We start from the raw sequence: 25,739 nt of genomic DNA on the forward strand, positions 1-25,739 counted from the left end.
CATGCGCGCGTATCTCGTCCTGGTCATGGTCACGGCCGTCGCCTGCGGGGCCCTGACGCCCCTCATGCGCCGGCTGGGGCTGCGCGCGCGCGTGTTCACCCCGCTGCGCCAGCGGGACGTGCACCGGCACCCCGTGCCGAAGCTGGGCGGCGTGGCCATGGCCGCGGCCGTGCTGGTGGGATTCGCCGTCGGGGGCATCGTGCCGTTCCTCCAGGGGATCTACGCGGACGACGCCGCGATGCGCGGGCTCCTGGTCGCCGTCGCCGTCGTGCTCGTCGTGGGCATCGCCGACGACATGTGGGACCTGCGCTGGTGGGTGAAGATGGCCGGCCAGGTGCTGGCCGGACTCGCGGTGGCCCTGGGCGGGATCCGCATCGAGGCGATGCCGGTGGGCTGGATCCCGGTGGGGAACGAGACCACGCAGGTCATCCTCACGGTGTTCGCCGTGGTGCTGACGATGAACGCGATCAACTTCGTGGACGGCCTGGACGGCCTGGCGGCGGGCGTCGCGCTGATCGGCGGCTCGGCCTTCTTCGTCTACTCGTATCTGCTGACGCGGACCATCAACCAGTTCGACTACGCCAACCTCGCCACCCTGCTCATGGCCCTGCTCGTCGGCGCGTGCGTGGGCTTCCTGCCGTGGAACCTGGCCCCGGCCCGCATCTTCATGGGCGAGGTGGGGGCCATGCTCATCGGCCTGCTGATGGCCGCGGCCGCGGTCGCCGTGACCGCCGACGTCAACGCCCTGGACGGGATGCGCTTCCGCAACGTCCCCGCCTACATGCCGATCCTGCTGCCCGTCGCCGTCCTCGCCCTGCCGCTCGCGGACCTCGCCCTGGCCGTGCTGCGACGGACGGCCAAGGGCACCAGCCCCTTCTCGGCGGACCGCGGGCACCTGCACCACAAGCTCGTGGACGGCGGCTACACCCAGGCGCAGGCCGTCGCGCTGCTCTGGCTCTGGGCGTTCCTCGTGGCATGGGGTGCGGTGTCCCTGAACTTCGTGGACCCCATGATCGTCCTGCCCGTGCTCGCCGTGGCCCTGGCCGGAGCCGGCTACCTCACCCTGCATCCGATCGTGGAGCGCCGTCGCGCGGTCCGGAACGACGCCGCGGCCCACCCGGACGAGCGGGGGGACGCGTGACCGGGGCGGGAGGTCGCCGACGCCGGCGCCGCTGGGAGAACCGCCGTGGCTGGTGGGGGATCCTCGGGTGGTCCCTGGCCGCGGCGGGGGCTGCCCTGGCGATCACGTGCGCCGCGTGGCTGCTCTCCGCCGGCGGGGAGGCGGCCGGGAGCGCCCTGCTGGGCGGCGGCGCGGTGCTTGCGCTCTCGGCGCTCACCGGGGCGACGACGGCACTCGTGTGGGACCGGGCGCGCGAGGCGGCGCTGCCGGTCAGCGTGGGGCTGTTCGTGCTCAAGATCGCGGTGTTCGCGGTGCTGCTGGGGGTCCTGCCCCGCCCCGGCTGGGTCCGGGCGGACGCGGCGGCGATCGCCGCCCTCGTGACGATCCTCGTCTGGCAGGCCGCGGAGGTCCTCGTCTTCGCGCGGACCCGCCGCGGGATCTACGCCGACTGACCCGCCCGAGGGGCGAAGACACCGAGCCGGGGGCCATGTCGTGGGCCCCGTCTGCGGTACGGAGCACGGGTCACCGTTTGGTATCGTTGGCGGCGAACACTTCGACGGCGCCCACCTGCCGCCATCCGTGTCTCGCATCGCACCGGTACCCCCGCAATGTCGCGGCGCCCGCCTGTGGTCCGGGGACGAGGCTGCGGTCCCGTCGACTGCATCACTTCGGAGAGGAACCGCGTGCTGACCCTCGTGCTGGCCAACGCATCATTCGTGCCCCCCACCATCTCTGATGGTCACCTCCCGGAGATCTTCCCCTGGGGTGCGGAGTACGGCACCGGCTTCGGCAAGCAGATGCTGCTCGTCCTGCTCTCCGTGGTGCTCATCACCGCCTTCTTCGCGTGGGCCATGCGCCGTCCCCGGCTCGTGCCCGGCAAGGCCCAGTGGCTCGCCGAGTCCGGCTACTCCTTCGTCCGGAACGACATCGCGAAGGACATCCTGGGCGAGAAGAACTTCAAGCAGTGGGTCCCGCTGCTCTTCTCCATCTTCTTCTTCGTGCTGCTGAACAACCTGTTCGGCGCCATCCCGGTGCTGCAGCTGCCGACCTTCTCCCACGCGGGCGCCGCCTACGGCCTGGCCCTCATCGTCTACGCGATCTGGATCGGCGTCGGCATCAAGCGCCACGGCGTGCGCTACCTGAAGCTGGCCGTCGTGCCCTCGGGTGTGCCCGGCTGGATCCTGCCGCTGCTCGTGCCGCTGGAGATCATCTCCAACTTCATCGTGCGCCCGCTGACCCACTCCCTGCGTCTGATGGCCACCATGCTCTCCGGCCACATGATCGTGATGCTCGCCGGCGCCGGCGCCGCCTACCTGATCACGCAGACCGGCAGCCTGGCCCTGCAGGGCACCGGCATCCTGGTCATCCTCGGCTCGGTGGCCCTGTACTTCCTCGAGCTGCTGATCATGTACCTGCAGGCCTTCGTCTTCACGCTGCTGACCGCGATCTACATCCAGGGCGCGATCGACGCGAACGACCACTGATCTTCCGGGGCCGCCTCGGGCACGACCCAGGCGGCTGCGGTACGGCGGGAGAACCCGCCACCAGTCTTCCCGGCCCTCCGCAGGAGGACCACCCGGGAGGCCGACCCTCCACAACCCGGCCGGACACCTCGGCCTCGTGAAAGGAACACCATGGAACTGCACGGTTCGCTCAACATGATCGGCTACGGCCTCGCCGCCATCGGCTCCGCCATCGGCGTGGGCCTGATCTTCGCCGCCTACATCAACGGCGTCGCCCGTCAGCCGGAGGCCCAGCGCATCCTGCAGCCGATCGCCCTCCTGGGCTTCGCGCTCGCCGAGGCCCTCGCCATCCTGGGCCTCGTCTTCGCCTTCGTCATCGGCGCCTGACGCGCCGCGTCCACGGAGCGCCCGCACGGTGAGACCGTCGGTGCTCCCTCTCCACAGGACTCTTGACCGAAGGATGGTTGAAACATGATCAGCAACGGACTGATCCTCGCGGCGGCTGAGGGGGCCAACCCCCTGATCCCCAACCCGTGGGAGATCCTCGTCGTCGTGGTGGGCTTCGCCCTGCTCATGTTCATCGTCATCAAGTTCATCGTCCCGACCCTCGAGAAGTCCTACCAGGACCGTGTCGAGGCGATCGAAGGCGGTCTGGCCAAGGCTGAGAAGGCCCAGGCCGAGGCGAACGCGATGATGGCGGACTACGAGTCGCAGCTGGCGGACGCCCGCACCGAGGCGAACCGCATCCGCGAGGATGCCCGCACCGAGGCCGCCGAGATCGTGGCCGAGGCGCGCGAGCGCGCGACCGCCGAGGCGACGCGCATCTCCGAGCAGGCGCAGGCGCAGATCGCCGCCGAGCGTCAGCAGGCCGCCGCGCAGCTCAAGGGCGAGGTCGGCTCGCTGGCCACGACCCTGGCCGGCAAGATCGTGGGCGAGTCCCTCGAGGACGACGCCCGCTCGCAGCGCGTGGTCGACCGCTTCCTGGCTGACCTGGACCGTCACCAGAGCGCAGGTGTCGCCGAATGATGACGGGCGCATCGAGGGACTCCCTGGCCGCCTCCCTGGAGGCCGTCGGTCCGGTGCTGGACGAGGGCGGCGTGGCCCTGGCACGCGAGCTGTTCGGCGCGCTGGACGTGGTGGACGAGCACGGCGCCCTGCGCCGCGCCCTGACCGACCCCGCCTGGACCACCGAGCGCCGTCACGGCCTCGTCGACTCGCTGTTCGGCGCCCGGGTGACCCCCGGTGCACTGCAGGTCCTCAAGGACCTGGCCGGCCGCCGCTGGTCGGCGGAGCGCGATCTCGGGGACGCCCTCGAGACGGTGGCCGCGCACGCGGCCGCCGCGGAGGCCGCACGCGGCGGACACGCGGGCCTGGCCGCCCTCTCGGGCGAGCTGCTGGCCTTCAACCGCACGGTGGAGGACTCGCACGAGGTGCAGCGGGCGCTCACCGATCAGCACGCACCCCTCGAGGCACGGGCCGCTCTGGCCGGTCGTCTCCTGGGCGAGTCGGCCAGCCCGGCCGGCCGACTGCTGGTCGAGCGCGCCGTCTCGGCCCCGCGCGGCCTGAAGCCGTCGGCCGCGGTCCGCAAGGCCGCGGACGTCGTCGCCGAGCGGCAGCGCCAGTGGATCGCCGAGGTGACCGTGGCCCGGCCGCTCGAGGCCGAGCAGCAGGAGCGGCTGGCCCTGGGCCTGCGCCGCGCCTTCGGCCGCGATCTCGTCATGGACGTGACGGTGGACCCCCACGTGGTGGGCGGCATCCGCGTCCAGGTCGGCGACGACGTCGTCGACGGGTCCATGGCCTCGCGCCTCCACGACCTCCAGCGGCGGATGGCCGGCTGACGCCGGCTCCCGCCCGCATCCGGAACACCCACGAACGTAAGCATCATCGTCACGTCGATGATCACCAAGCACAGAGAGCAGGGACTGCAGATGGCCGAATTGACCATCAACGCTGACGATGTCCGCAATGCCTTGAACGATTTCGCGGCATCGTACGAACCGTCGGGCACCGATCGCACCGAGGTCGGCCGTGTCATCTCCGCGGCGGACGGCATCGCTCGTGTGGAGGGTCTGCCCTCCGTCATGGCGAACGAGCTGCTGCGCTTCGAGAACGGCATCCAGGGCCTGGCCCAGAACCTCGACACCCGCGAGATCGGTGTCGTCGTCCTCGGCGAGTTCCAGGAGATCCGCGAGGGCATGGAGGTGCAGCGCACCGGCGAGATCCTCTCCGTCCCGGTGGGCGACGCCTTCCTGGGCCGTGTGGTGGACCCGCTGGGCCAGCCCATCGACGACCTGGGCCCGATCGAGGCCGAGGGCCGCCGTGCCCTCGAGCTGCAGGCGCCGACCGTGACCGAGCGCAAGTCGGTCCACGAGCCGCTGCAGACCGGCATGAAGGCCATCGACGCCATGATCCCGATCGGCCGTGGCCAGCGTCAGCTGATCATCGGTGACCGCCAGACCGGCAAGACCGCGATCGCCGTCGACACGATCCTCAACCAGAAGGCCAACTGGGAGTCGGGCGACGTCGAGAAGCAGGTCCGCTGCGTCTACGTGGCCGTGGGCCAGAAGGCCTCCACCATCGCCGGCGTCCGCGCCACGCTGGAGGAGCACGGCGCTCTGGAGTACACCACCATCGTGGCCTCCCCGGCGTCCGACCCGGCCGGCTTCAAGTACCTCGCCCCCTACGCCGGCTCGGCCATCGGCCAGCACTGGATGTACGGCGGCAAGCACGTGCTGATCATCTTCGACGACCTGTCGAAGCAGGCCGAGGCCTACCGCGCCGTCTCCCTGCTGCTGCGCCGCCCGCCGGGCCGCGAGGCCTACCCGGGTGACGTCTTCTACCTGCACTCCCGGCTCCTCGAGCGCTGCGCCAAGCTCTCGGACGAGATGGGCGCGGGCTCGATGACCGGCCTGCCGATCATCGAGACCAAGGCGAACGACGTGTCGGCCTACATCCCGACCAACGTCATCTCCATCACCGACGGCCAGATCTTCCTGCAGTCGGACCTGTTCAACGCCAACCAGCGTCCCGCCGTGGACGTGGGCATCTCGGTGTCCCGCGTGGGCGGCGCCGCCCAGGTCAAGGCCATGAAGAAGGTCTCCGGCACGCTGAAGCTGGACCTGGCGCAGTACCGCGACCAGCAGGCGTTCTCCATGTTCGCCTCCGACCTGGACCCGGCCACCCGCCGCCAGCTCGCCCGCGGTGAGCGCCTCATGGAGCTGCTCAAGCAGCCGCAGTACTCGCCCTACCCGGTCGAGGAGCAGGTCGTGTCCATCTGGGCCGGCTCCAAGGGCCACCTCGACGAGGTGCCGGTGCAGGACGTGCTGCGCTTCGAGCGCGAGTTCATCGACCACCTGCGTCGCCACACCTCCGTCCTGACCGACATCGCCTCCACCGGCAAGCTCGAGGACGGCACCGTGTCCGCGCTCGAGTCGGCCGTCGCCGAGTTCTCCAAGGGCTTCCAGTCCTCCGAGGACGGCGGCGTGCAGGCCGGCCACGAGGAGCACCGCGCGATCGAGCAGGACCAGGTCGCGCAGGAGCAGATCACCAAGCAGAAGCGCTGACCGCCGGTCGGTGAGGGAGCGGTCCGGCGTCGGACCCCACGGGGACGACGCCGGGCCGCCCTCCCGCCAGGGAAAGGACCACCATGGGAGCCCAGATCCGGGTCTACCGTCAGAAGATCGCGTCGACGTCGTCGATGAAGAAGATCTTCAAGGCGATGGAGCTGATCGCCACGTCTCGCATCACCAAGGCACGTGAGCGCGTCAGCGCGTCGCTGCCCTACGCGAACGCGATCACCCGCGCCGTCTCGGCCGTGTCGAGCCAGCACGACATCGATCATGTCCTCACCACGGAGCCCGAGAACCCGACCCGGGCGGCCGTGCTCATCATGTCCTCGGACCGCGGCCTCGCCGGCGCGTACTCCGCGAACGTGCTGCGCAAGGCCGAGCAGCTCCTCACCCGCCTCGGCGAGGAGGGCAAGGACGTGGACGTGTACGTCGTCGGCCGCAAGGCGCAGACGTACTTCGACTTCCGCGGCCGCGGCTACAAGAAGCTGTGGACCGGTCAGACGGACGCCCCCGTCGCCGAGCGCGCCGCCGAGATCGGCGAGGTGCTCGTGGACGCGTTCCTCACGGACACGGCGGACGGCGGCGTGGACGAGATCCACGTCGTGTTCACCGAGTTCGTCTCGCTCGTGAAGCAGAACCCCCACGTGGTGCGCCTGCTGCCCCTCGAGGTCGTCGAGGAGGAGGCCGCCACCGCCGAGGACGTGCTGCCGCTCTACGAGTACGAGCCGGACGCGGAGGAGGTCCTCGACGCGCTGCTGCCCAAGTACATCGAGTCGCGCATCTTCAACGCGATGCTGCAGTCGGCGGCCTCGGAGCTCGCCAACCGTCAGCGCGCCATGAAGTCGGCGGGCGACAACGCCACGAGCCTCATCAAGGACTACACCCTCCTGATGAACAACGCCCGTCAGGCCGAGATCACCCAGGAGCTCACCGAGCTCATCGCGGGCGCGGACGCGCTCAACAACTCCTGAGCCCGTTCGGGACTCACCAGACTCGCCATCCACACACGATAGAAGTGAGAGAGATGACTGCCACCATCACTGACCAGGGCACCGGGACCCCCACCGGCGGTGCCACCGGACGCGTGTCCCGCGTCATCGGCCCCGTGATCGACGCCGAGTTCCCGGCCAACGCGATGCCGGAGATCTACAACGCGCTGACCACCGAGATCGACCTCAACGGCCAGCGCCGCACGGTCACCTTCGAGGTCGCCCAGCACCTCGGCGACAACATGGTCCGCGCCATCTCCCTGCAGTCCACCGACGGCCTGGTGCGCGGCACCGACGTCGTGGACACCGGCGCCCCCATCTCGGTGCCGGTCGGTGACGCCGTCAAGGGCCACATCTTCAACGTGCTCGGCGAGACCCTGGACATGCCCGCCTCGCAGCTGCAGGCCGAGGACCGCTGGCCGATCCACCGCCCGGCCCCGAACTTCGCGTCCCTCGAGGGCTCCACCGAGATGCTGGAGACCGGCATCAAGGTCATCGACCTGCTGACCCCCTACATCAAGGGCGGCAAGATCGGCCTGTTCGGCGGCGCCGGCGTGGGCAAGACCGTGCTCATCCAGGAGATGATCACCCGTGTGGCCCGCAACTTCGGCGGCACCTCCGTGTTCGCCGGCGTCGGCGAGCGCACCCGTGAGGGCAACGACCTCTGGGTCGAGATGGAGGAGGCGGACGTCCTCAAAGACACCGCCCTCGTGTTCGGCCAGATGGACGAGCCGCCGGGCACGCGTCTGCGCGTGGCCCTGTCCGCGCTGACCATGGCGGAGTACTTCCGCGATGTGCAGAACCAGGACGTGCTGCTGTTCATCGACAACATCTTCCGCTTCTCGCAGGCCGGCTCCGAGGTCTCCACGCTGCTGGGCCGCATGCCCTCCGCCGTGGGCTACCAGCCGAACCTGGCGGACGAGATGGGCGTGCTCCAGGAGCGCATCACCTCGACCCGCGGCCACTCCATCACCTCGATGCAGGCCGTGTACGTCCCCGCGGACGACTACACCGACCCGGCCCCGGCCAACGTGTTCGCGCACCTGGACGCGACCACCAACCTGACCCGTGACCTCGCGTCCCGTGGCCTGTACCCGGCCGTGGACCCGCTGGCCTCGACCTCGCGCATCCTCGACCCGCAGTACGTGGGCCAGGACCACTACGACGTGGCCATCCGCGTGAAGCAGATCCTGCAGAAGAACAAGGAGCTGCAGGACATCATCGCGATCCTCGGTGTGGACGAGCTCTCCGAGGAGGACAAGATCACCGTGGGCCGCGCCCGCAAGATCGAGCAGTTCCTCTCGCAGAACACCTACACCGCCAAGCAGTTCACCGGCGTCGAGGGCTCCACCGTGCCGGTCAAGGACACCGTCGAGGGCTTCAAGGCCATCGCCGACGGCGACCTGGACCACGTCGCGGAGCAGGCCTTCTACAACGTGGGCGGCCTGGACGACGTCGAGCGCGAGTGGGCCAAGATCCAGGCCGAGGGCTGATCGATCATGGCTGAGCTCAACGTCGAGATCGTCTCCGAGGAGCGGTCCATCTGGTCGGGCGCCGCGTCGGCCGTGTCGGCGCGCACCGTCAACGGTGAGATCGGCATCCTCCCGGGCCACACCCCGATGCTGGCCGTCCTCGGCGACGGCGAGGTCGTGGTGCGGACCACGGACGGCGGCACCGTCACCGCGCAGGCCCGCGGCGGCTTCTTCTCCGTGGACCACGACCGTGTCGTGATCGCCGCGACGTCCGCCCGGCTGGGCGACGCCGCGGCGGCCTGACGCGGCGCGGCAGGACCTGACGGTGGAGGGCCCGGTGCTCATCGCCTCGGCGACCGTGGTGGCAGTCATCGTGCTGTCGGCACTCGCCCTGGTGATGCGGCGCCGGGCCCTCGCCCGTGTCACGGCCGCCTTCCCGGCGGTCCTGGAGCGGGAGGGCCCGGGGCGTGAGCGCGTGATCGGCGTCTACGACGAGTCCCGCCTGCGCCTCACCGGGGGCTGGCGCCTCTCGCGAGAGCGCTGGAGCGCGGACCGGAGCCGCCTGCAGATCGACCGCCTCCCGGCGGACGAGGCCGGCCGGGCCATCCTGGAGCTGAGCGCCGGCGCACGTCCGGTGCGCGTCGTCGTCGACCCCGACGACGCCGGCGCCCTGCGCGCCTGGAGCGAGGCGGGGCCGTCCGCGGCGTCGTCCTTCTGGCGTCGCTGAGCCCGCCCGGCGCCTCAGAACAGGCGGGACTCGGCGTCGTCCACGCCGCGCATCGCGTCGTAGTCGAGGGTGACGCAGCGGATGCCGCGGTCCTCGGCGAGGGTGCGGGCCTGGGGCTTGATCTGCTGGGCCGCGAACACGCCGCGCACGGGCGCCAGGAGCGGGTCCCGGTTCATCAGCTCGAGGTAGCGGGTGAGCTGCTCGACCCCGTCGATGTCCCCGCGGCGCTTGAGCTCGACCGCCACGGTGCCGCCGTCGGCGTCGCGGGCCAGGATGTCCACGGGGCCGATCGCCGTCATGTACTCGCGGCGCACGAGGGTGTGGCCGTCGCCGAGCAGGCTGATCTGCTCGGCCAGCAGACGCTGCAGATCCGCCTCCACGCCGTCCTTGACGAGGCCGGGGTCCACGCCGAGCTCGTGGGAGTCGTCCGCCAGGACCTCCTCGATGAGCACGACGAGCCGGTCGTCGGACTTCTTGGCCTGCACGCGCCAGACCTGCGTCACCCCCTGGTCGGCCTGATCGGGGGAGGGCTCCTCCACGTGCAGGGTCGCGGGCGGCGACATCCAGTTGAGGGGCTTGTAGGAACCGCCGTCGGAGTGCACCAGCACCGAGCCGTCCGCCTTCACCATGAGCAGGCGGGTGGCGGTGGGCAGGTGGGCGTTCAGGCGGCCCTCATAGGTCACGGAGCAGCGGGCAATGACGAGTCGCACCGGTCCATCCTAGGCGGACCGCGCCCACCCGCTCGTGTGCCAGCATGGGGGCATGCCCCGTTCGAACCGCCCCCGCCGCTCGTCCGCGCCTCGGCGGAGCGATCGCGGGGCCTCCGGCGCCTCCCGGCGGTCCCGGCCGTCGCCGGGGCGCGCCGACCCGCTCGAGGAGCTCCTCGGCCTGGACGCGGGCTACTCGCGCCAGTCCGGGTCCGACGGCGGATGGCACGTCCGGCAGATCCCCGCGTGGCGCGCGGTGAAGGACTACACGTGCCCCGGCTGCGGCCGGGTGATCCGGCAGGGCCAGGCGCACCTCGTGGCCTGGCGCGCGGACTGGATCATGGGGGACGAGGACGCGGGGGCGGACCGGCGGCACTGGCACCCGGTGTGCTGGCGCACCCGACCGGGCCGCTGACCGCGGCGGTCCGGGCCGCGCCGCCGTCGTGGGCCTACCGGGCGTCCTGGCGGGGGATGAAGACCTCGCGGACCAGCAGCAGCAGCGCGGCGGCGAGCGGGATCGCCATGAGGGCGCCGAGGACGCCGAGCAGCGCGCCTCCGGCGATCACCGCGATCACGGCCACGGCCGCCGACACGGACACCGCGCGCGCCATGACGCGCGGCGAGATGACGTAGGCCTCGATCTGCAGATAGACGAAGTAGATGGCCGCGAACACGGCGGCGGTCTGCCATGAGGTCAGCAGGCTCACGAGGGTCAGCAGCGTGCCGCCGATCGCGGCGCCCACCAGCGGGATGAACGCCATGAAGGCGGCGATCGCGGCGAGCAGGACGGCGAAGGGGGCGCCGGCGATGGCCAGCGCCGTGAACGCCACCGCGCCGTTGAGGGCGGCCACGAAGGACTGGCCCATCACGTAGTGGCCGACCGAGGAGGTGATCTGCTCGGACAGCGCCTCGATCCGGGGCCGGCGCGAACGCGGTGCGAGCCGGTAGGCCCAGTACTTCATGTGCGGCAGGGAGGAGAGGAAGTACAGCGTCAGCACGACCACCACGAGCACCGAGAAGACGGCGTTCAGCACGGTCTGGCCGAAGCCGAGGAGCCCGCCGAACAGGTCGGTGACGGCGACGCCGTCGGCGGCGAGGCGCTCGGTCTGGGCGCGAACGGCCTCCTGGAGGTGGAACTCCTCGTCGAGCTGCACGAACCACTCGGCCCCCATCACCCCGTCGATGATGGCCGGCAGGTCCTGGACCAGCTGCGTGGACTGCTCGATCACCGTGGGGACCAGGAGGGCGACGAACGCCCCGGCCACGGCGGCCAGGCCGAGTGCGGCCGTGAGCACGCCGACCCAGCGGGGCGCGCCCCAGGACTCGACCCGGCGCACCAGCGGATCCAGGCCCAGGGCGATGAACAGGGCCGCGGCGATCCACACGATCAGCTGCCCGTTCGTGCGCAGCACCGAGACGACGCCGATGGCCAGGGCCACGCCGACCGCGAGCAGGAAGCCGGTCAGCACGGGGGACTCGACAGCCACGGCCGCGACCGCCGGATCCTCGGCGCCGTCGGCGGGGACCGACTCGGGGTCCACCCGGTCCTCCTCGAGGAAGGGTCGGCGCCGCCGCAGGACGGAGCCCAGGCGGGGCAGTCGACGACGCCCGGCGGGCGTCGGCCCGTGCGACGGCGGCGCGGCGGCCACCCCGACCGGCTCCACGGGGACGCCGGCCACGGGCGGCTGCTCGGTGCCCTCGGGCTCGGCCGGGGCGCGGACGTCGGCGACGCCGGCGGCGTCCGGGCCGGATGCGGTCTCCTTCTCCTCCACGCGCTCAGCGTACGTCAGGGCCCCGGCCTGACCGCGCCGCGCCGGGGAGGCTACCGTGGGGCCAAGTGACAACGCCCCTCGCCCCGGTGACGGGGCGGACCCGGACCGGAAGGATCGTGACCGACGTGACCGCCCAGCCCCCCTCCGACGCCCCGTCCCACCTGCGCGGCGCCGTCGACCTGTCCTCGCTCGGCACCCCGGCCCCGGCCGGGCGCACCGCGCCGGGGGCCGACGCCGGCGCCGGCGGCGGCTCGTGGGTGATCGCGGACGCCGACCAGGGTCTGCTGCAGCAGCTGGTCCAGCTCTCCGCCCAGGTGCCGGTGCTGCTGCACCTGCACGTGCCCGGGGACGCGGCGAGCGAGGCGCTCTACCGGCAGTTCGCGGACGCGGTCGACGCCCAGGCGGGACGGCTCGTGCTCGCGCGTCTGGACGTGGCGAAGGAGCCCGCCGTGCTGCAGGCGCTGGGCCTGGGGGCCGGCCCCGCGGTCATGGCCGTGGTGGCGGGGCAGCCGGTGCCGCTGGTCAATCAGGAGGTGCCGGAGGAGACGCTGCGCCAGCTCATGGGGGAGATCCTCGAGGTGGCCCGTCAGAACGGCGTCGCCGGCACCGTGCCCGCGGTCGCCCCGGCGCGCCAGGACGCCGGCGCCGCGGCCGCGGACGCCCCGCCCGTGCCGCCGCTGCACCGGGCCGCCCATGAGGCCCTCGCCGCCGACGACCTGCCCGGGGCCGTCTCGGCGTGGGAGGCGGCGCTGGCCGACAGCCCCGCGGACGCCGTGGCCCAGCAGGGCCTGTCCGCGGCCCGCCTCATGCTGCGCACCCGTGACGCCGACGCTGCGGCGGTGCGCGCGGCCGCCGCGGACGGCCCGGACGACGTCGCCGCCCAGCTCGCCGTCGCCGACCTGGACGTGCTCGGTGGCCACGTGGAGGACGCCTTCGCCCGACTCGTGCGGTTCATCGCCCTCCACCCCGGCGACGACCGGGAGACGGCGCGCGCCCACCTCGTGGACCTCTACACCGTGGTCGGCACGGACGACCCCCGCGTGCAGGCCTCGCGGCGCCGGCTGGCCGCAGCGCTGTTCTGAGGGACCCTCAGTTCATCCCTGAGGAGGACGCCGTGTCCGCCTGACGGTGGGTAACGTCCCAGGCATGTCTCCGCATGCGTCCGAGCCTGCCCCCACCCACCTGGCGGCCGCCGCCCGTCGGCGCGCGGTGGACGCCCCCGACCCGGACCTGGCCCTCGTCACGCGCGGGCTGACCCAGCGGTTCGGGGACAAGCTGGCGCTCGACGCGCTGGACCTGGACGTCCCGGCCGGATCGTTCTTCGGGGTGGTCGGGCCCAACGGGGCGGGCAAGACCACCGCCCTGTCGATGGCCACCGGGCTGCTGCGCCCGGACCACGGCCGCGCCTGGATCCACGGCGTCGACGTGTGGGAGCAGCCCCTCGAGGCCAAGCGACGGGTCGGTGTGCTCGCCGACGGCGTGCGGACCTTCGACCGACTCACGGGCGCGCAGCTCGTGACCTACGCCGGGCTGCTGCACGGGCTCGACGCGGACACCGTGGCCGAGCGGACCGCGGACCTGCTGCGGGTGATGGACCTGGAGGACGCCGGCCGCAAGCTCGTCGCCGACTACTCCGCCGGCATGACCAAGAAGGTGTCCCTGGCGGCCGCCATGGTCCACGCCCCGGACCTGCTCGTCCTGGACGAGCCGTTCGAGGCCGTGGACCCGGTCTCCGCCGCGAACATCCGGGACATCCTGCACTCGTACGTGGAGCGGGGCGGCACCGTGATCGTCTCGAGCCACGTGATGGACCTCGTCCAGCGCATGTGCACCCACGTCGCCGTGATCGCGGCCGGGACGCTGCGGGCCGCCGGCACGCTCGAGGAGGTCCGGGACGGGCGCGACCTCGAGGACCGCTTCGTGGACCTCGTCGGCGGCCGCCACGGCTCGGAGGGGCTGGCATGGCTCTGACGCTCGTCCGACTGCGCTGGACGCTGACCCTGAACCAGTGGCGCCGGTCCCCGTTCACCCTGGTGATGAGCGTGCTCGGCGCGCTGTACGTGCTCGGCATGGCCGCCGTGGCGGTGACGCTGCTCGTCACGGGCCTGCCCGCCCTGCCGGACGAGGCCCGCGGCGCCACGACCGTGCTGGCCGCCGCCGTCGTGGTGCTCGCCTGGCTCGTCATCCCGCCGTTCGTCACGGGCGTCGACGCCACGCTCGACCCGCACAGCTTCGTGCTCTTCCCCGTCCCGGCCCGCACCCTCATCGCCGGGCTGGTCCTGAGCGCCTTCACGACGCCGGTCGGGCTCGCCACGCTGGCCGTGCTGGTGGGCCTGGGGGCCAGCTGGTGGGACCGGCCGGCCGCGCTGGCGGTGGGCCTGGTCGGGGGCGCGCTCACCGCGGTGACCGCCGTGGCGATCGGCTCCGGTCTCGCCGGCCTCCTGGCCGCCTACGCGAGCCGGCGTCGGGTGCGGGACGTCGTCTCCGTCCTGCTGTTCATCCCGCTCATGCTCGGCGGCCTCGCCCTCTCGCGGGCCATCGCGTCGTTCGAGGACTTCCTGGCGATCGCGCCCCAGATCGCCCGCGGCGCGGCGTGGACCCCGTTCGGGGCGGGCCCCGCCGCGGCGTGGGCGGTCGCCGAGGGCCGCGGCGCCGCCGTCGCGCTCCACCTCGCGGTGGCGGCCGCCTGGTGCCTGGCCGCCCTGGCCCTGTGGCACCTGGCCGTGCGCCGCACCGTGGAGCCGGTGGCCGTGGGCGGCGGTCGGTCCCGCCGCGTCGCCGCGGGAGCGGACCCGACGCCGCTGCGCTGGCTGGGCCGACCGGCCACGGGCCCGCGCACCGCGATCGCGGCCCGCGCCCAGCGCTACTGGCTGGCCGACCCGCGGTACGCGGCCGGGCTCATCATCATCCCGCTCATGGCCGTCCTGCTGTGGTTCACCGGGGGCATGGCCGGGGAGGGGGGTCCCGGACTGGGCCTGCTGCTGGTCCTCGGGCCGATCACCGCCTGGTCCCTGGCCTACTCGATCTCCGCGGACATCGCCTACGACCACACGGCGTTCCACCTGCACGTCGTCTCGGGCGTGCGGGGCGTGGACGACCGCTGGGGCCGGGTCCTGGGCCTGGCGGGCTGGGGCGTGCCGATGATCCTGCTCGTGACGACGGCGACGGTGGCGGCGGCGGGTGACTGGTCCCTGCTGGCGCCGATGCTGGGCCTGGCCCTCGGCCTGTTCGGGACGACCGCCGGGCTGTCCGCGTTCGTCTCCGCCCGCTTCGTCTACCCGGTCCCGAAGCCAGGGGACAGCCCGTTCGCGACGCCGCAGGGCGCGGCCATGCGCACGATGCTCGTCCAGGGCGCCGCGATGCTGGTCAGCTTGGCGCTCGCGGTGCCGTTCCTGGTGCCCTTCGTCGTCCGGCTCGTCACCGGGGACGCCGTGTGGGGCTGGGTGACGGTGGCCCTCGGGCTCGCGTGGGGCGCCGTCGCGCTGTGGCTGGGCGTGCGCCTGGGGGCGCGTTGGTACGACCGCGCGCAGGCCGAGACCTACCAGGCCGTGGCCGCCTTCTGAGGGGCGCGGCTAGACTGGCCCGCATGAGTGTGACCGGCGAACCCGACCTGAACGACCCCTTCGCGCCCGCCGGCGGCGGCACGCCCGTCCTCGAGCGCGAGGAGCTGCGCCAGGAGATCGAGCCCGGCGACCACGAGCGCTTCGCCCACTACGTCCGCAAGGAGAAGATCACGGAGTCCGCCGTCACCGGCGCCCCCGTGATCGCCCTGTGCGGCAAGGTGTGGGTGCCGGGCCGGGACCCGAACAAGTTCCCCGTGTGCCCCACGTGCAAGGAGATCTACGAGGGCCTGCGCGAGCCGCAGGACGGCGGCGACGGCGACGGCGGCGGCAAGCGCGGTGGCTGGTTCGGAGGCCGCGGCCGTGGCTGACGGCCGCTCCCTGACGAGCGGCACCCCGGACGGCAGCGTCCAGCACGACCTGTTCCACATCGGCGAGGACCTTCCCCCCGCCATGCCCGAGCGCGCGGCGTGGGGGACGGCCCCCAAGCTGCGCCAGTGGCAGCAGGAGGCGCTGGAGCGCTACCTCCAGACCGCCCCGCAGGACTTCCTGGCGGTCGCGACCCCCGGCGCGGGCAAGACGACGTTCGCGCTGCGCGTGGCCAAGATCCTCCTGGACTCCGGCGTCGTGCAACGGCTGACCGTCGTCGCGCCCACGGACCACCTCAAGCGCCAGTGGGCGGACAACGCCGCGCGCGTCGGCATCGCCATCGACCCGAACTTCAAGAACGCCGACGGGCGGCACGGCGCCGAGTACCGCGGGGTGGCGCTGACGTACGCCCAGGTGGCGAACAAGCCCGTCCTGCACCGCAACCGCACCGAGGCCGCCAAGACGCTGGTGATCCTGGACGAGATCCACCACGGTGGCGACGCACTGAGCTGGGGCGAGGGCATCCGTGAGGCGTTCGAGCCGGCCACGCGGCGTCTGTCCCTGACCGGCACCCCGTTCCGCTCGGACACCGCCTCCATCCCCTTCGTCCGCTACGAACTCGGTGCGGACGGCATCGAGCGGTCGAAGGCGGACTACACGTACGGCTACGGCCCGGCGCTGCGGGACCACGTGGTGCGCCCGGTGATCTTCATGGCCTACTCCGGGCAGATGCGCTGGAAGACCTCCACCGGCGAGGTCATGGAGGCTCAGCTCGGCGAGGCCGCCACGAAGGACATCACCGCCTCCGCCTGGCGCACCGCGCTGGACCCGGCGGGCGAGTGGATCCCGTCCGTGCTGCGCGCGGCCGACCAGCGGCTCAGCGAGGTGCGCCGCAACGTGCCCGACGCCGGCGGCCTCGTGATCGCCTCGGACCACCAGGACGCGCGCGCGTACGCCGCGCAGCTCGAGGCGCTGACCGGCCAGCGGCCGGCCGTGATCCTCTCGGACGACAAGGGCGCCTCGGATCGCATCGAGGAGTTCGCCGCGTCGGACGAGCGGTGGATGGTGGCGGTGCGCATGGTGTCCGAGGGCGTGGACGTGCCCCGCCTGTGCGTGGGCGTGTACGCCACGTCCACGTCCACGCCCCTGTTCTTCGCCCAGGCCGTGGGCCGCTTCGTGCGCTCCCGCCGGCGTGGGGAGACCGCCTCGGTGTTCCTGCCGTCCGTGCCCGCGCTCATGCTGCTGGCAAACGAGATGGAGCTCGAGCGGGACCACGCGCTGGACCGCAAGGAGGGCGCCGTCGAGGTCGAGGACCTCGAGGACGCCCCCGAGGAGGACCTCATCGCGGAGGCCAACCGGGCCGAGAGCGGCTCGGACGCGCTGACGCGGGAGAAGTTCGAGGCCCTCGAGTCCCGGGCGAGCTTCGACAAGGTGCTCTTCGACGGCGGCGAGTTCGGCCTCGGCGGCGCCGTCGGCTCGGAGGAGGAGCAGGACTTCCTCGGCATCCCGGGCCTGCTGGACGCCGAGCAGGTCTCCGCCCTGCTGCGGCAGCGGCAGGCCGAGCAGATCCAGCGCCGGCCGCGTGCGCAGGCGGCCGAGCCCGCCGACGTCGTGGACCACCGGCGGATGAAGGAGCTGCGCTCCGAGCTGTCCAAGACGGTGTCCGCCTGGGCGGCCCGTTCCGGCCAGCCGCACGGGGTGATCCACAACCGCCTGCGGGAGATCTCCGGCGGCCCCGCCGTGGCCCAGGCCTCCCGCGAGCAGCTGGAGAAACGGCTGAGCACCCTGCGCGGGTGGTTCGTCGGCCGGACCTGAGGTCCGCCGGGAGCGCGGGGGCGCCCGCGGGCCGTGCCGACCTGAGCGCCGGGTTCAGCCGTCCCGGGACTGGACGCGCACGAAGGCCCGCAGCTCGTCGCCCTCCACGTCACGGGACTCGCGGAAGCCATGGGTCTCGTAGAAGGCGCGCTGGCGCTCCTCGGTGTCCGTGAGCAGCACGTGCTGACGGACATGGCCGTACCGGCGAAGACGTGGCGCAGCAGCTCGGAGGCGATGCCGCGGCGCTGGTGCCCCGGATCCACGAGGATGTCCTGCAGGTAGGCGATGGTGTGTCCGTCGGAGACCACGCGGGCCAGGCCGACCAGTCGGCCGCCGTCGAAGGCGGTCACCACGGTGGCCGAACCCTGCAGCCCGCCCATGAGCGTGCCATGTCCGCCGTGGAGGCGGACCAGCCCACGGCGTCGTAGAGGGCGCGGACGTCGTCGGCGGCCGGGATCGCTCCGGAGAGGTAGCGGATGCCGTCCCGGTCTGCGGCGATGGGGGAGTCGGTCATGGCTGCTCTCCTCGTCTGCGTCGGGCACCGGCTCCGGCACGCCCGCCGGGGCCGAACCCGCTCACGAGGTCGCCAGGATGGCCCCGGCGGCCTCCATCTCGTGGAGCGCGGCCTGGGCGGCCGCCTCGTCGACGCCGGCCACCAGGTCGGTCAGCACGGTGACCTCGTAGCCGGCGTCGAGGGCGTCGAGCACGGTGGCGCGCACGCAGTGGTCCGTGGCGATGCCCACCACGGTGATCGCGTCCACGCCCTGCTCGCGGAGCCACTCGTCGAGGCCGGGGGCGCCGGACTCGACGGCGGCCGCGGCCACGGCGGTGGCCCCGTACGGGCCGACGGTCCCGGAGGGGCGCTCGCCCGCGGCCCCGGTCGGGACGGCGTCGGGCTCGCCGAGGGCGCCGTCGAAGCCGGAGTAGGCGTCCGTGTGCAGGCCCTTGAGGAACTCGGCGTCGAGGTGCTCGGCGTCCAGGTCGGGATGCAGCTCGGCGCCGGCGGTGCCGGCCACACAGTGCACCGGCCAGGTGGTGCGGAAATCCGGCTCGGCGCCGGTGGCCGCGGCGAAGTGCGTGCCCGGGTCGACGTGCCAGTCGCGCGTGGCGGCCACGGCCGCGTAGGCGTCCGCGTGCTCGGCCAGGTGCTCGCTGACCCCGGCCGCGACGGCGGCGCCGCCGGCCACGCCGAGGGCGCCGCCCTCGCAGAAGTCGTTCTGCACGTCCACGATCACCAGGGCGCGGTTCAGGTTCTCCATGGGTCAGTCCTCCAGGAAGATGGTCGGGATGGCGGGGTCGCCCGGCTGCAGGCGGCCCACCGAGGCGGGCAGCTCGCGCAGGGAGGCGGCGTGCCGCTCGGCGGCGCGGGTGACGGCCTCGGGGCCGGTCCAGCCCTCGGCCAGCTCGCCGGCGTGCACGAAACGGTGCAGCAGGGGACGGTCGTCGGCGTCGGGCGCGGCGCTGCGGTTGACGCCGATCACCTCGGCGGTGGCCCGGCCCCGCGGGTCGCGGCGGCGCGCGGCCTCCTTGCGGCCGCCCCGGCTGGCCTTGCCGGAACTGGCCTTGGCCACGTCCACCCACGTGCCGTCGTCGTCCTGGCGGGCCACGAGCTTGTAGACCATGGAGGCGGTGGGCGCGCCGGACCCGGTGACCAGGCGCGTGCCCACGCCGTACGAGCTGACGGGGGCGGAGCGCAGGGCGGCGATCGCGTACTCGTCCAGGTCCGAGGTGACCATGATCCCGGTCTCGGTGTTGCCCAGCTCGTCGAGCAGCTCGCGCACGCGGTGGGCCTGGATCACGAGGTCGCCGGAGTCGACCCGGACGTTCCGCAGGGCCGGGCCGGCCACCTCGACCGCGGTGCGCACGCCCTGCTCCACGTCATACGTGTCCACGAGGAGGGTGGTGTCCGCCCCGAGCGCGGCGACCTGGGCCTCGAAGGCGGCGCGCTCCGAATCGTGCAGCAGGGTGAAGGAGTGGGCGGCGGTGCCGACGGTCGGGATGCCGTACCGGCGGCCCGCCTCGAGGTTCGAGGTGGCGGTGAAGCCCGCGATGGCCGCGGCGCGGGCGGCGGCCACGGCGGACTCCTCGTGCGTGCGGCGCGAGCCCATCTCGGCGCACGGGCGGCCGTCCGCGACGGCCGTCATGCGGGAGGCTGCGGAGGCCACGGCGGAGTCGTAGTTGTAGATGGAGAGCAGGTAGGTCTCCAGGATGCACGCCTCGGCGAACGTCGACTCCACCTGCAGGAGGGGGGAGTGCGGGAAGTAGGCCTCGCCCTCGGCGTAGCCCACGATGTCACCCCTGAACTCGTAGTCGGCGAGCCAGGCCAGCGTGGCGTCGTCGAGGGCGGTGGTGTCCGCGAGGAAGTCGAGCTCGGGCGTGTCGAACCGGAAGCGGGACAGGCCCTCCAGCGCGCGGCCCACGCCGGCCACCACGCCGTAGCGGCGGCCGCTGGGCAGGCGTCGGGTGAACAGCTCGAAGCGGGAGCGGCGGTGCGCGGTGCCGGCCTTCAGCGCGGCCTGGAGCATGGTCAGCTCGTAGTGGTCGGTCATCAGCGCCGTGGGGATCTGCCAGTCGTCGGCGGTCCGCGGGGCGCTGGGCACGGGGTTCTGGCTCACGCGCCCACCCTAGTGGACCGTGGCGGGGCCGGTCCTGGCCCGCCCGCCTCGTACACTGGGGCGCATGTCCGTGCTGACCCGCCACGATCCGTCCGCGCCGCGCGCCGTGCGTCCGGCGCCGGGTGAGTCCGTCCCCGCCGGCGCCACCGACACCGCCCTGCTGGAGCGGCCTCACGAGGACACAGCCCGGGACCGGCCGTGGAACGTCGTGGTGTGGAACGACCCGGTGAACCTGATGAGCTACGTCGCCTACGTGTTCCGCACCCACTTCGGCTACTCCGCCGCCAAGGCGCAGCGGCTCATGCTCGAGGTCCACGAGCGGGGCCGGTCCGTGGTGGCGACGGGCACCAAGGAGAAGGCCGAGCTGCACGTGGGCGCGATGCACGGCTACGGTCTGTGGGCCACGCTGGAGCAGGCGGAGGACTGAGGAGGGGCATGGCAGAACGGTTCCGCTGGACGCGGCGGGGGTACACGGCGCAGCTGGAGCTGCCGGAGGTGCGCCTGCTGCGCGGGCTGGTCAGGGACGTCGTCGCCCTGCTCGAGGGCCGACGCGCGGACGTGCGCCCCGCCGAGGCGGACCCCGCCGAGGCCCCGGCCGCCGAGGACGGCGTCGACACGCCCGAAGATCCCCCGGCGGCGCCGCCGTCCGTGTCCGCCGCGCAGGACGCGGGCCCCGTGGCCGGGCTGGACGCGTCCGACGCCGCGTTCTGGGGGCTGGTCTCCGGCCTGCACCTGAGCCAGGACCCGGAGCCGCAGCGCTCGGCCCCCACCGACCCGGCCGTCGCACGCCTCCTGCCGGATGCGATGCCCCAGGCCGGCGCCGCCGAACAGGGCGCCCACCGGGCCCTGACCGAGGACGCCCTGTCGGAGGGGAAGCTCGCGGACGCGCGCCTGGCCCTCGAGCTGCTGCGCTCGACGCGCGTGGAGGTGCCGCACGACCAGGCGCCGGCCTTCGGCCGCGCGCTCAACGACGTGCGCCTCGTCCTGGCCGCCCGCCTGGGCGTCGAGACCGAGGAGGACGCCGCCCGCGTGCACGCCGTGGACGACTGGCGCAGCGCGGAGGACGTCGAGTCCACCATGGCCCTGCTCTACAACTTCACCTCGTGGCTGCTGGAGACGCTCATGACGGAGATGCTCAGCGAGCTGCCCGAGGGCGCGGACGAGTCCGCGCCGGGCGCCGGGGACGCGGAGGACGAGCAGTGAGCGGCCAGCGCGCCGCCGTGGACGCCGCCGCGCCGATCGGCGTGTTCGACTCGGGCGTGGGCGGGCTGACCGTGGCCCGGGCGATCATGGACCAGCTGCCCCACGAGTCCATCCTCTACGTGGGCGACACGGAGCACTCGCCGTACGGCCCGCGGCCCATCGCCGAGGTACGGGCCCTCGCCCTGGCGATCATGGACGAGCTCGTCGCGCGCGGCGTCAAGGCGCTCGTGATCGCGTGCAACTCCGCGTCGGCCGCCGTGCTGCGCGACGCCCGCGAGCGCTACACGGGAGGCCACGGCATCCCCGTGATCGAGGTGATCCAGCCCGCCGTGCGCCGCGCCGTGGCCGCCACCCGCACGGGCCGAATCGGCGTGATCGGCACCGAGGCGACCGTCGGGTCCCGCGCCTACGAGGACTCGTTCTCGGCCGCCCCGCACCTCGAGATCACCTCGGTCGCGTGCCCGCGGTTCGTGGAGTTCGTGGAGGCCGGCATCACCACCGGCCCCGAACTGCTGGAGACCGCCCGGGAGTACACGGCCCCGCTGCGCGCGGCGGGCGTGGACACCCTCGTGCTGGGATGCACCCACTACCCGCTGCTGACCGGCGCCCTCTCGCTCGTGATGGGGGAGGACGTCACGCTCGTCTCCTCCGCGGAGGAGACCGCCAAGGACCTCTACCGGGAACTGGTCCGCCTCGGCCTCGAGCACCCCCACTCGGCCGCGGGCTCCGGCCAGGCCACCCGCCACCGCTTCGCCGCCACCGGCGACCCCGACCACTTCCAGGCCCTCGCGCGCCGCTTCCTCGGACCCGAGGTCGAGTCCGTGCGCCGCCTGGAGACGATCGGCGCGCCCCGCCCCGCGGCCGCGCCGGTCCCGACGCGCTCGACGGCCTTCGTGCGGCTGGGCGCCGAGCAGGAGGGTGTGACGTGAAGCTGACCATCATCGGGGCCTCCGGGTCCTTCCCCGGCCCGGGCTCACCCGCCTCGTGCTACCTCCTCACCGCCGAGGGCGTGGCCGAGGACGGCGTCACCCCGCGCACATGGCGGATCCTGCTGGACCTCGGCAACGGCGCCCTCGGCGTGCTGCAGCGCTACGTCGAGCTCGAGGACCTGGACGGCATCCTGCTCTCCCACCTGCACCCGGACCACTTCATGGACCTGTGCGGGATGCACGTGGCCATCCGCTGGAACCCGGCCGGCTGGGACCGCGGCCGGCTGCCCGTCTACGGACCCGCCGGCACCGCCGACCGCATCGCCGAGGCGTACGGGATGGACCCCGAGCCGGGGATGCACCAGGACTTCGAGTTCCGGTGCTGGGCCGCCGGCCGCACCGAGCGGCTCGGTCCGTTCCGGTTCACCCCGGTCCCCGTGCGCCATCCCATCGACGAGGCCTACGCGATCCGGGTCGAGGTGGACCGCGTCGACGACGACGGCGACGTCACCACCCGCGTGCTCACCTACTCCGGGGACACCGACGCGTGTGAGGGGCTCGTCGAGGCCGCGCGGGACGCGGACGTGTTCCTGTGCGAGGCCGCCTTCCACGAGGGCCGGGACGACGGCATCGACGGCGTCCACCTGACCGGCCGACGGGCCGGCGAGACGGCGGCGCAGGCCGGGGCCCGGAAGCTGCTGCTCACACACCTGCCGGTGTGGAACGATCCGCAGCGCGCCGTCCAGGAGGCCCGCGCGGTGTACGACGGCCCGCTGGCCGTCGCCGTCTCGGGGCTGAGCTACGGCGTCTGAGGGCGTGCCTAGACTGGAGGCCATGAGCTCTCCCGCCCCCACCGCCCCCCGCCCGGACGGCCGCGCCGTCGACGAGCTGCGCCCCATCACCATCACCCGGGGCTGGTCCCGGCAGGCGGAGGGCTCGGCCCTGATCGAGTTCGGGAACACCCGCGTGCTGTGCACCGCCTCCTTCACCGAGGGCGTGCCGCGCTGGCTCAAGGGCGAGGGGACCGGCTGGGTCACCGCCGAGTACGCGATGCTCCCGCGGGCCACCAACGAGCGCAGCCAGCGCGAGTCCGTCAAGGGCCGGATCGGCGGGCGCACCCACGAGATCTCCCGCCTGATCGGCCGGTCCCTGCGCGCCGTCATCGACCTGTCCGCCCTGGGGGAGAACACCATCGTCCTGGACTGCGACGTCCTCGACGCCGACGGCGGCACCCGCACCGCCGCCATCACGGGCGCCTACGTCGCCCTCGCCGAGGCGGTGGCCTGGGCGCGGCGCGAGGGGATCCTCGCCAAGGGCGCCGCCGTCCTCAAGGACTCCGTCGCCGCGGTGTCCGTGGGCATCGTGGACGGGGTGCCCGTCCTCGACCTGCCGTACGTGGAGGACGTGAAGGCGGAGACGGACATGAACGTGGTCGTCACCGGGGCCGGGGAGTTCGTGGAGGTGCAGGGCACCGCCGAGGGCGCGCCGTTCACCCGCGCCGAGCTGGACACCCTGCTGGACCTGGCCCTGATCGGCACGGGTGAGCTGGCCCGCATCCAGGCCGAGACCCTGGCCGCCGCCACGGAGGACCGGGCGTGAGCGCGCCCGCCTCCTCGTCGGCGGGCCTGCCGGAGGGCGCCCGCATCGTGCTCGCCACGCACAACGCGGGCAAGGTGCGCGAGCTGCGGCAGCTGCTCGCCGGCGCCGTGCCCGGCCTCGACGTGGAGGCCGCGGTGGTGGACGCGGGCGCCGTGGGCGCCCCGGACGTCGTCGAGGACGGCGTCACGTTCGCCCAGAACGCGCTGAAGAAGGCCCGCGCCGTGGCCGCGCACACCGGGCTGATCGCCGTCGCGGACGACTCCGGTCTGGCCGTGGACGTGCTGCACGGCGCCCCCGGGATCTTCTCGGCCCGCTGGGCCGGGCGCCACGGGGACGACCGTGCCAACCTCGAGCTGCTGCTGGCCCAGCTGGCCGACGTGCCGGACGAGCATCGGGGTGCCCAGTTCGTGTGCGCCGCCGCGCTCGCGGTCCCCAGCGGCCCGGACGCCGCGGGCGCCCGGGCCATCCACGTCGAGCACGTCGAGCACGGCCGCCTGCCCGGCACGCTGCTGTGCGAGCCCGTGGGGGACGGCGGCTTCGGCTACGACCCGATCCTGCGGCCCGAGGGCCGGGACGTGTCCACCGCGCAGCTGAGCCCCGAGGACAAGAACGCGATCAGCCACCGGGGGCACGCCTTCCGCGCCCTGCTGCCCTACCTGGTGGACGCGCTCGACGCGCGCCCGTGAGCGGCGGGCGCGTCCCCGTGCCGGGGCTGGACTTCACCGCGATCGACTTCGAGACCGCCAACGGCTTCCGCGGCTCCCCGTGCGCCGTGGGCGCCGTCCGGGTGCGGGACGGGGTCATGGTGGACCGTGCCGAGTGGCTGATCCGTCCGCCCGTCGGCTTCGACCGGTTCGATCCCCGCAACGTGCGCATCCACGGCATCACCGAGGACCGCGTCCTGGACGCCCCCCGGTTCGCGCAGGTGTACGACGAGCTCGCGGACTTCGTGGGGACGGACGTGCTCGCGGCGCACAACGCGGGCTTCGACGTCGGCGTCATCGAGTCCGGCCTCGAGGTCTCCGGCCGGGACGTGCCGGGCCTGGAGTTCGTGTGCACCCTGGTGCTGGCGCGCCGCGTCTACGACCTGCCCTCGTACGCCCTGCCCTCCGCGGCGCGCGAGGCCGGCTTCACCCCGGGACGCCACCACGACGCACTGGCCGACGCCGAGGCCTGCGCGGCCATCCTCGTGGACATCGGCCGGCGCGTGCTGGGAGCGCCGCCGGCCGACGCGGACGTTCTGCCGGGTCTGACCGACGCGCCGGCCGGCCGCGGCGTCGACCGCCTGATGCGGGCCCAGGGGCTGAGCGTCAGCGTCCTCGCCCCCCGGGCGGCGGGATCGGGCGCCGAGTCGAAGGCCACTCGCCAGGCCCGGCGCACCGAGGGCGTCTTCGACGCGCGGGTCCCGCTGCGGGACGAACGCGCCATGCCCGACTTCATGCGCTGGCCGGACGAGGGCGTCAATCCGCTCCCGAACCCGACCGCCGACCCGGGCCACCCCCTGTTCGGCCAGACCGTGGTGTTCACGGGCGGCATCGGCATGTCACGTCAGAGTGCCAAGACGCGCGCGGCCTCGCACGGCGCGCAGACCGCGAACCGGGTGGGCGCGGCCACCACGATGCTCGTCGTCGGGGACGGCTTCGAGGCCGCGGACCTGCACCGCCCGCGCGCCGAGGACGGGGCGCCGCAGGCCGTGACCACGGCGCTGGCGCACCGCAAGACGCGGGACGCCCTGCGCCGGCGGGACCGTGGGCAGGCCATCGCCCTGGTCTCCGAGGGGGAGTTCCTGCAGATGCTCGACGGGAACTGGCCGGACGCCGCGCGCTGAAC

General features: G+C 73.4%; 30 protein-coding genes and 1 pseudogene. 24 read left to right on the forward strand and 7 right to left on the reverse strand.

Features of this window, described 5'->3' with window-relative positions:
- The first annotated feature begins 1 nt into the window (after nucleotide 1).
- The 11 genes from AC0VX2_RS03920 to AC0VX2_RS03970 all read left to right on the forward strand — a co-directional run bounded on the left by AC0VX2_RS03920 (nucleotide 2) and on the right by AC0VX2_RS03970 (nucleotide 9,340).
- Nucleotides 2–1,141: an MraY family glycosyltransferase gene (locus tag AC0VX2_RS03920; protein WP_069941872.1), complete on the forward strand. Its 1,140-nt coding sequence runs from the start codon at nucleotides 2–4 to the stop codon at nucleotides 1,139–1,141.
- Nucleotides 1,138–1,572, forward strand: a complete 435-nt coding sequence (locus AC0VX2_RS03925; protein WP_036341344.1) for a hypothetical protein — start codon at nucleotides 1,138–1,140, stop codon at nucleotides 1,570–1,572. Before AC0VX2_RS03920 ends, AC0VX2_RS03925 begins: the two co-directional genes overlap by 4 nt.
- A 231-nt stretch (nucleotides 1,573–1,803) precedes the next feature.
- Nucleotides 1,804–2,604: a F0F1 ATP synthase subunit A gene (gene atpB, locus AC0VX2_RS03930; protein ID WP_036382182.1), complete on the forward strand. Its 801-nt coding sequence runs from the start codon at nucleotides 1,804–1,806 to the stop codon at nucleotides 2,602–2,604.
- 150 nt (nucleotides 2,605–2,754) lie between these two features.
- On the forward strand, nucleotides 2,755–2,970 hold the full coding sequence (locus AC0VX2_RS03935; protein WP_002857264.1) for an ATP synthase subunit C: 216 nt from the start codon (nucleotides 2,755–2,757) through the stop codon (nucleotides 2,968–2,970).
- An 84-nt stretch (nucleotides 2,971–3,054) separates the two neighbouring features.
- Nucleotides 3,055–3,609 (forward strand): F0F1 ATP synthase subunit B, encoded by a 555-nt coding sequence (locus tag AC0VX2_RS03940; protein ID WP_002857262.1) that lies wholly within the window; start codon nucleotides 3,055–3,057, stop codon nucleotides 3,607–3,609.
- Entirely contained in the window at nucleotides 3,606–4,421 is an 816-nt protein-coding gene (locus tag AC0VX2_RS03945; RefSeq protein WP_052833434.1) for a F0F1 ATP synthase subunit delta, read from the forward strand. Before AC0VX2_RS03940 ends, AC0VX2_RS03945 begins: the two co-directional genes overlap by 4 nt.
- Nucleotides 4,422–4,511: 90 nt before the next feature.
- Nucleotides 4,512–6,146: a F0F1 ATP synthase subunit alpha gene (gene atpA / locus AC0VX2_RS03950; protein WP_036334989.1), complete on the forward strand. Its 1,635-nt coding sequence runs from the start codon at nucleotides 4,512–4,514 to the stop codon at nucleotides 6,144–6,146.
- Nucleotides 6,147–6,229: 83 nt separating this feature from the next.
- A complete protein-coding gene (locus tag AC0VX2_RS03955; RefSeq protein WP_041103232.1) occupies nucleotides 6,230–7,123 on the forward strand; it encodes a F0F1 ATP synthase subunit gamma in 894 nt (297 codons plus the stop codon).
- A 53-nt stretch (nucleotides 7,124–7,176) separates the two neighbouring features.
- Complete coding sequence (gene atpD / locus AC0VX2_RS03960) at nucleotides 7,177–8,634, forward strand: F0F1 ATP synthase subunit beta (RefSeq protein ID WP_036313047.1); 1,458 nt, start codon at nucleotides 7,177–7,179, stop codon at nucleotides 8,632–8,634.
- A 6-nt stretch (nucleotides 8,635–8,640) separates the two neighbouring features.
- Nucleotides 8,641–8,916, forward strand: coding sequence for a F0F1 ATP synthase subunit epsilon (locus tag AC0VX2_RS03965; protein WP_036313044.1), 276 nt, complete (start codon nucleotides 8,641–8,643; stop codon nucleotides 8,914–8,916).
- Nucleotides 8,917–8,950: 34 nt separating this feature from the next.
- On the forward strand, nucleotides 8,951–9,340 hold the full coding sequence (locus AC0VX2_RS03970; protein ID WP_256093463.1) for a DUF2550 family protein: 390 nt from the start codon (nucleotides 8,951–8,953) through the stop codon (nucleotides 9,338–9,340).
- 14 nt (nucleotides 9,341–9,354) lie between these two features.
- Here AC0VX2_RS03970 and nucS read toward each other — a convergent pair whose 3' ends face one another.
- Nucleotides 9,355–10,050: an endonuclease NucS gene (gene nucS, locus AC0VX2_RS03975; protein WP_061867881.1), complete on the reverse strand. Its 696-nt coding sequence runs from the start codon at nucleotides 10,048–10,050 to the stop codon at nucleotides 9,355–9,357.
- A gap of 52 nt (nucleotides 10,051–10,102) precedes the next feature.
- Between nucS and AC0VX2_RS03980 the strand changes: the two genes are divergently transcribed.
- A complete protein-coding gene (locus AC0VX2_RS03980) occupies nucleotides 10,103–10,462 on the forward strand; it encodes a hypothetical protein (protein WP_356972559.1) in 360 nt (119 codons plus the stop codon).
- A gap of 34 nt (nucleotides 10,463–10,496) precedes the next feature.
- Here AC0VX2_RS03980 and AC0VX2_RS03985 read toward each other — a convergent pair whose 3' ends face one another.
- The gene (locus AC0VX2_RS03985) at nucleotides 10,497–11,819 is read right to left on the reverse strand and encodes an AI-2E family transporter (protein ID WP_356972561.1); all 1,323 of its coding nucleotides are present in this window, start codon (nucleotides 11,817–11,819) and stop codon (nucleotides 10,497–10,499) included.
- Nucleotides 11,820–11,944: 125 nt separating this feature from the next.
- Between AC0VX2_RS03985 and AC0VX2_RS03990 the strand changes: the two genes are divergently transcribed.
- From AC0VX2_RS03990 to AC0VX2_RS04010, 5 genes are all read left to right on the forward strand, one after another.
- Entirely contained in the window at nucleotides 11,945–12,901 is a 957-nt protein-coding gene (locus tag AC0VX2_RS03990) for a co-chaperone YbbN (protein WP_256093464.1), read from the forward strand.
- Nucleotides 12,902–12,965: 64 nt separating this feature from the next.
- Nucleotides 12,966–13,790, forward strand: coding sequence for an ABC transporter ATP-binding protein (locus AC0VX2_RS03995; protein WP_069941876.1), 825 nt, complete (start codon nucleotides 12,966–12,968; stop codon nucleotides 13,788–13,790).
- A complete protein-coding gene (locus AC0VX2_RS04000; protein WP_144819974.1) occupies nucleotides 13,781–15,382 on the forward strand; it encodes a Tat (twin-arginine translocation) pathway signal sequence in 1,602 nt (533 codons plus the stop codon). Before AC0VX2_RS03995 ends, AC0VX2_RS04000 begins: the two co-directional genes overlap by 10 nt.
- A gap of 23 nt (nucleotides 15,383–15,405) precedes the next feature.
- Nucleotides 15,406–15,750, forward strand: a complete 345-nt coding sequence (locus tag AC0VX2_RS04005) for a DUF3039 domain-containing protein (protein ID WP_144819975.1) — start codon at nucleotides 15,406–15,408, stop codon at nucleotides 15,748–15,750.
- Entirely contained in the window at nucleotides 15,743–17,563 is a 1,821-nt protein-coding gene (locus tag AC0VX2_RS04010; RefSeq protein WP_144819976.1) for a DEAD/DEAH box helicase, read from the forward strand. Before AC0VX2_RS04005 ends, AC0VX2_RS04010 begins: the two co-directional genes overlap by 8 nt.
- A gap of 54 nt (nucleotides 17,564–17,617) precedes the next feature.
- Here AC0VX2_RS04010 and AC0VX2_RS04015 read toward each other — a convergent pair whose 3' ends face one another.
- The 5 genes and pseudogenes from AC0VX2_RS04015 to AC0VX2_RS04035 all read right to left on the reverse strand — a co-directional run bounded on the left by AC0VX2_RS04015 (nucleotide 17,618) and on the right by AC0VX2_RS04035 (nucleotide 20,178).
- Nucleotides 17,618–17,743 carry a hypothetical protein gene (locus AC0VX2_RS04015; protein WP_370450160.1) on the reverse strand — a complete coding sequence of 42 codons (126 nt, stop codon included), beginning with the start codon at nucleotides 17,741–17,743 and terminating at the stop codon, nucleotides 17,618–17,620.
- An 83-nt stretch (nucleotides 17,744–17,826) separates the two neighbouring features.
- A pseudogene (locus tag AC0VX2_RS04020) lies at nucleotides 17,827–17,943 on the reverse strand (GNAT family N-acetyltransferase); the annotation flags it as partial.
- Nucleotides 17,910–18,077 carry a hypothetical protein gene (locus AC0VX2_RS04025; RefSeq protein ID WP_377635800.1) on the reverse strand — a complete coding sequence of 56 codons (168 nt, stop codon included), beginning with the start codon at nucleotides 18,075–18,077 and terminating at the stop codon, nucleotides 17,910–17,912. The gene AC0VX2_RS04025 and the pseudogene AC0VX2_RS04020, both read right to left, overlap by 34 nt.
- A 61-nt stretch (nucleotides 18,078–18,138) precedes the next feature.
- A complete protein-coding gene (locus tag AC0VX2_RS04030) occupies nucleotides 18,139–18,822 on the reverse strand; it encodes an isochorismatase family protein (protein ID WP_049145233.1) in 684 nt (227 codons plus the stop codon).
- 3 nt (nucleotides 18,823–18,825) lie between these two features.
- Nucleotides 18,826–20,178, reverse strand: coding sequence for a nicotinate phosphoribosyltransferase (locus AC0VX2_RS04035; protein WP_136939816.1), 1,353 nt, complete (start codon nucleotides 20,176–20,178; stop codon nucleotides 18,826–18,828).
- Nucleotides 20,179–20,242: 64 nt separating this feature from the next.
- Between AC0VX2_RS04035 and clpS the strand changes: the two genes are divergently transcribed.
- The 7 genes from clpS to AC0VX2_RS04070 are packed head-to-tail and all read left to right on the forward strand — an operon-like array spanning nucleotide 20,243 to nucleotide 25,737.
- Complete coding sequence (clpS, locus tag AC0VX2_RS04040) at nucleotides 20,243–20,605, forward strand: ATP-dependent Clp protease adapter ClpS (RefSeq protein ID WP_002857236.1); 363 nt, start codon at nucleotides 20,243–20,245, stop codon at nucleotides 20,603–20,605.
- 8 nt (nucleotides 20,606–20,613) lie between these two features.
- Nucleotides 20,614–21,381: a DUF2017 family protein gene (locus AC0VX2_RS04045; protein ID WP_069941945.1), complete on the forward strand. Its 768-nt coding sequence runs from the start codon at nucleotides 20,614–20,616 to the stop codon at nucleotides 21,379–21,381.
- Nucleotides 21,378–22,310: a glutamate racemase gene (gene murI, locus AC0VX2_RS04050; protein WP_049145229.1), complete on the forward strand. Its 933-nt coding sequence runs from the start codon at nucleotides 21,378–21,380 to the stop codon at nucleotides 22,308–22,310. The genes AC0VX2_RS04045 and murI overlap by 4 nt, the downstream gene beginning before the upstream one ends.
- Nucleotides 22,307–23,122 (forward strand): MBL fold metallo-hydrolase, encoded by an 816-nt coding sequence (locus AC0VX2_RS04055; RefSeq protein ID WP_069941944.1) that lies wholly within the window; start codon nucleotides 22,307–22,309, stop codon nucleotides 23,120–23,122. The genes murI and AC0VX2_RS04055 overlap by 4 nt, the downstream gene beginning before the upstream one ends.
- A 22-nt stretch (nucleotides 23,123–23,144) precedes the next feature.
- The gene (gene rph, locus AC0VX2_RS04060; protein ID WP_036382145.1) at nucleotides 23,145–23,909 is read left to right on the forward strand and encodes a ribonuclease PH; all 765 of its coding nucleotides are present in this window, start codon (nucleotides 23,145–23,147) and stop codon (nucleotides 23,907–23,909) included.
- The gene (locus AC0VX2_RS04065; protein ID WP_136939815.1) at nucleotides 23,906–24,595 is read left to right on the forward strand and encodes a non-canonical purine NTP pyrophosphatase; all 690 of its coding nucleotides are present in this window, start codon (nucleotides 23,906–23,908) and stop codon (nucleotides 24,593–24,595) included. The genes rph and AC0VX2_RS04065 overlap by 4 nt, the downstream gene beginning before the upstream one ends.
- Nucleotides 24,592–25,737, forward strand: a complete 1,146-nt coding sequence (locus AC0VX2_RS04070; protein WP_127446019.1) for a 3'-5' exonuclease — start codon at nucleotides 24,592–24,594, stop codon at nucleotides 25,735–25,737. Before AC0VX2_RS04065 ends, AC0VX2_RS04070 begins: the two co-directional genes overlap by 4 nt.
- Nucleotides 25,738–25,739: the final 2 nt, after the last annotated feature.

Source organism: Micrococcus sp. iso_239, assembly GCF_056173395.1.

Excerpts from the sequence above, each read along its gene's own strand:
- AC0VX2_RS04045 (WP_069941945.1), top strand. The coding sequence starts at position 20,614 with ATGGCAGAACGGTTCCGCTGGACGCGGCGGGGGTACACGGCGCAGCTG.
- AC0VX2_RS03945 (WP_052833434.1), top strand. The coding sequence starts at position 3,606 with ATGATGACGGGCGCATCGAGGGACTCCCTGGCCGCCTCCCTGGAGGCC.
- AC0VX2_RS04030 (WP_049145233.1), bottom strand. The coding sequence starts at position 18,822 with ATGGAGAACCTGAACCGCGCCCTGGTGATCGTGGACGTGCAGAACGAC.
- AC0VX2_RS04005 (WP_144819975.1), top strand. The coding sequence starts at position 15,406 with ATGAGTGTGACCGGCGAACCCGACCTGAACGACCCCTTCGCGCCCGCC.
- atpD (WP_036313047.1), top strand. The coding sequence starts at position 7,177 with ATGACTGCCACCATCACTGACCAGGGCACCGGGACCCCCACCGGCGGT.
- AC0VX2_RS04025 (WP_377635800.1), bottom strand. The coding sequence starts at position 18,077 with ATGACCGACTCCCCCATCGCCGCAGACCGGGACGGCATCCGCTACCTC.
- atpA (WP_036334989.1), top strand. The coding sequence starts at position 4,512 with ATGGCCGAATTGACCATCAACGCTGACGATGTCCGCAATGCCTTGAAC.
- AC0VX2_RS03940 (WP_002857262.1), top strand. The coding sequence starts at position 3,055 with ATGATCAGCAACGGACTGATCCTCGCGGCGGCTGAGGGGGCCAACCCC.
- AC0VX2_RS03995 (WP_069941876.1), top strand. The coding sequence starts at position 12,966 with ATGTCTCCGCATGCGTCCGAGCCTGCCCCCACCCACCTGGCGGCCGCC.
- AC0VX2_RS04000 (WP_144819974.1), top strand. The coding sequence starts at position 13,781 with ATGGCTCTGACGCTCGTCCGACTGCGCTGGACGCTGACCCTGAACCAG.
- AC0VX2_RS03920 (WP_069941872.1), top strand. The coding sequence starts at position 2 with ATGCGCGCGTATCTCGTCCTGGTCATGGTCACGGCCGTCGCCTGCGGG.
- AC0VX2_RS03980 (WP_356972559.1), top strand. The coding sequence starts at position 10,103 with ATGCCCCGTTCGAACCGCCCCCGCCGCTCGTCCGCGCCTCGGCGGAGC.
- AC0VX2_RS03955 (WP_041103232.1), top strand. The coding sequence starts at position 6,230 with ATGGGAGCCCAGATCCGGGTCTACCGTCAGAAGATCGCGTCGACGTCG.
- clpS (WP_002857236.1), top strand. The coding sequence starts at position 20,243 with ATGTCCGTGCTGACCCGCCACGATCCGTCCGCGCCGCGCGCCGTGCGT.
- AC0VX2_RS03965 (WP_036313044.1), top strand. The coding sequence starts at position 8,641 with ATGGCTGAGCTCAACGTCGAGATCGTCTCCGAGGAGCGGTCCATCTGG.
- rph (WP_036382145.1), top strand. The coding sequence starts at position 23,145 with ATGAGCTCTCCCGCCCCCACCGCCCCCCGCCCGGACGGCCGCGCCGTC.
- AC0VX2_RS03935 (WP_002857264.1), top strand. The coding sequence starts at position 2,755 with ATGGAACTGCACGGTTCGCTCAACATGATCGGCTACGGCCTCGCCGCC.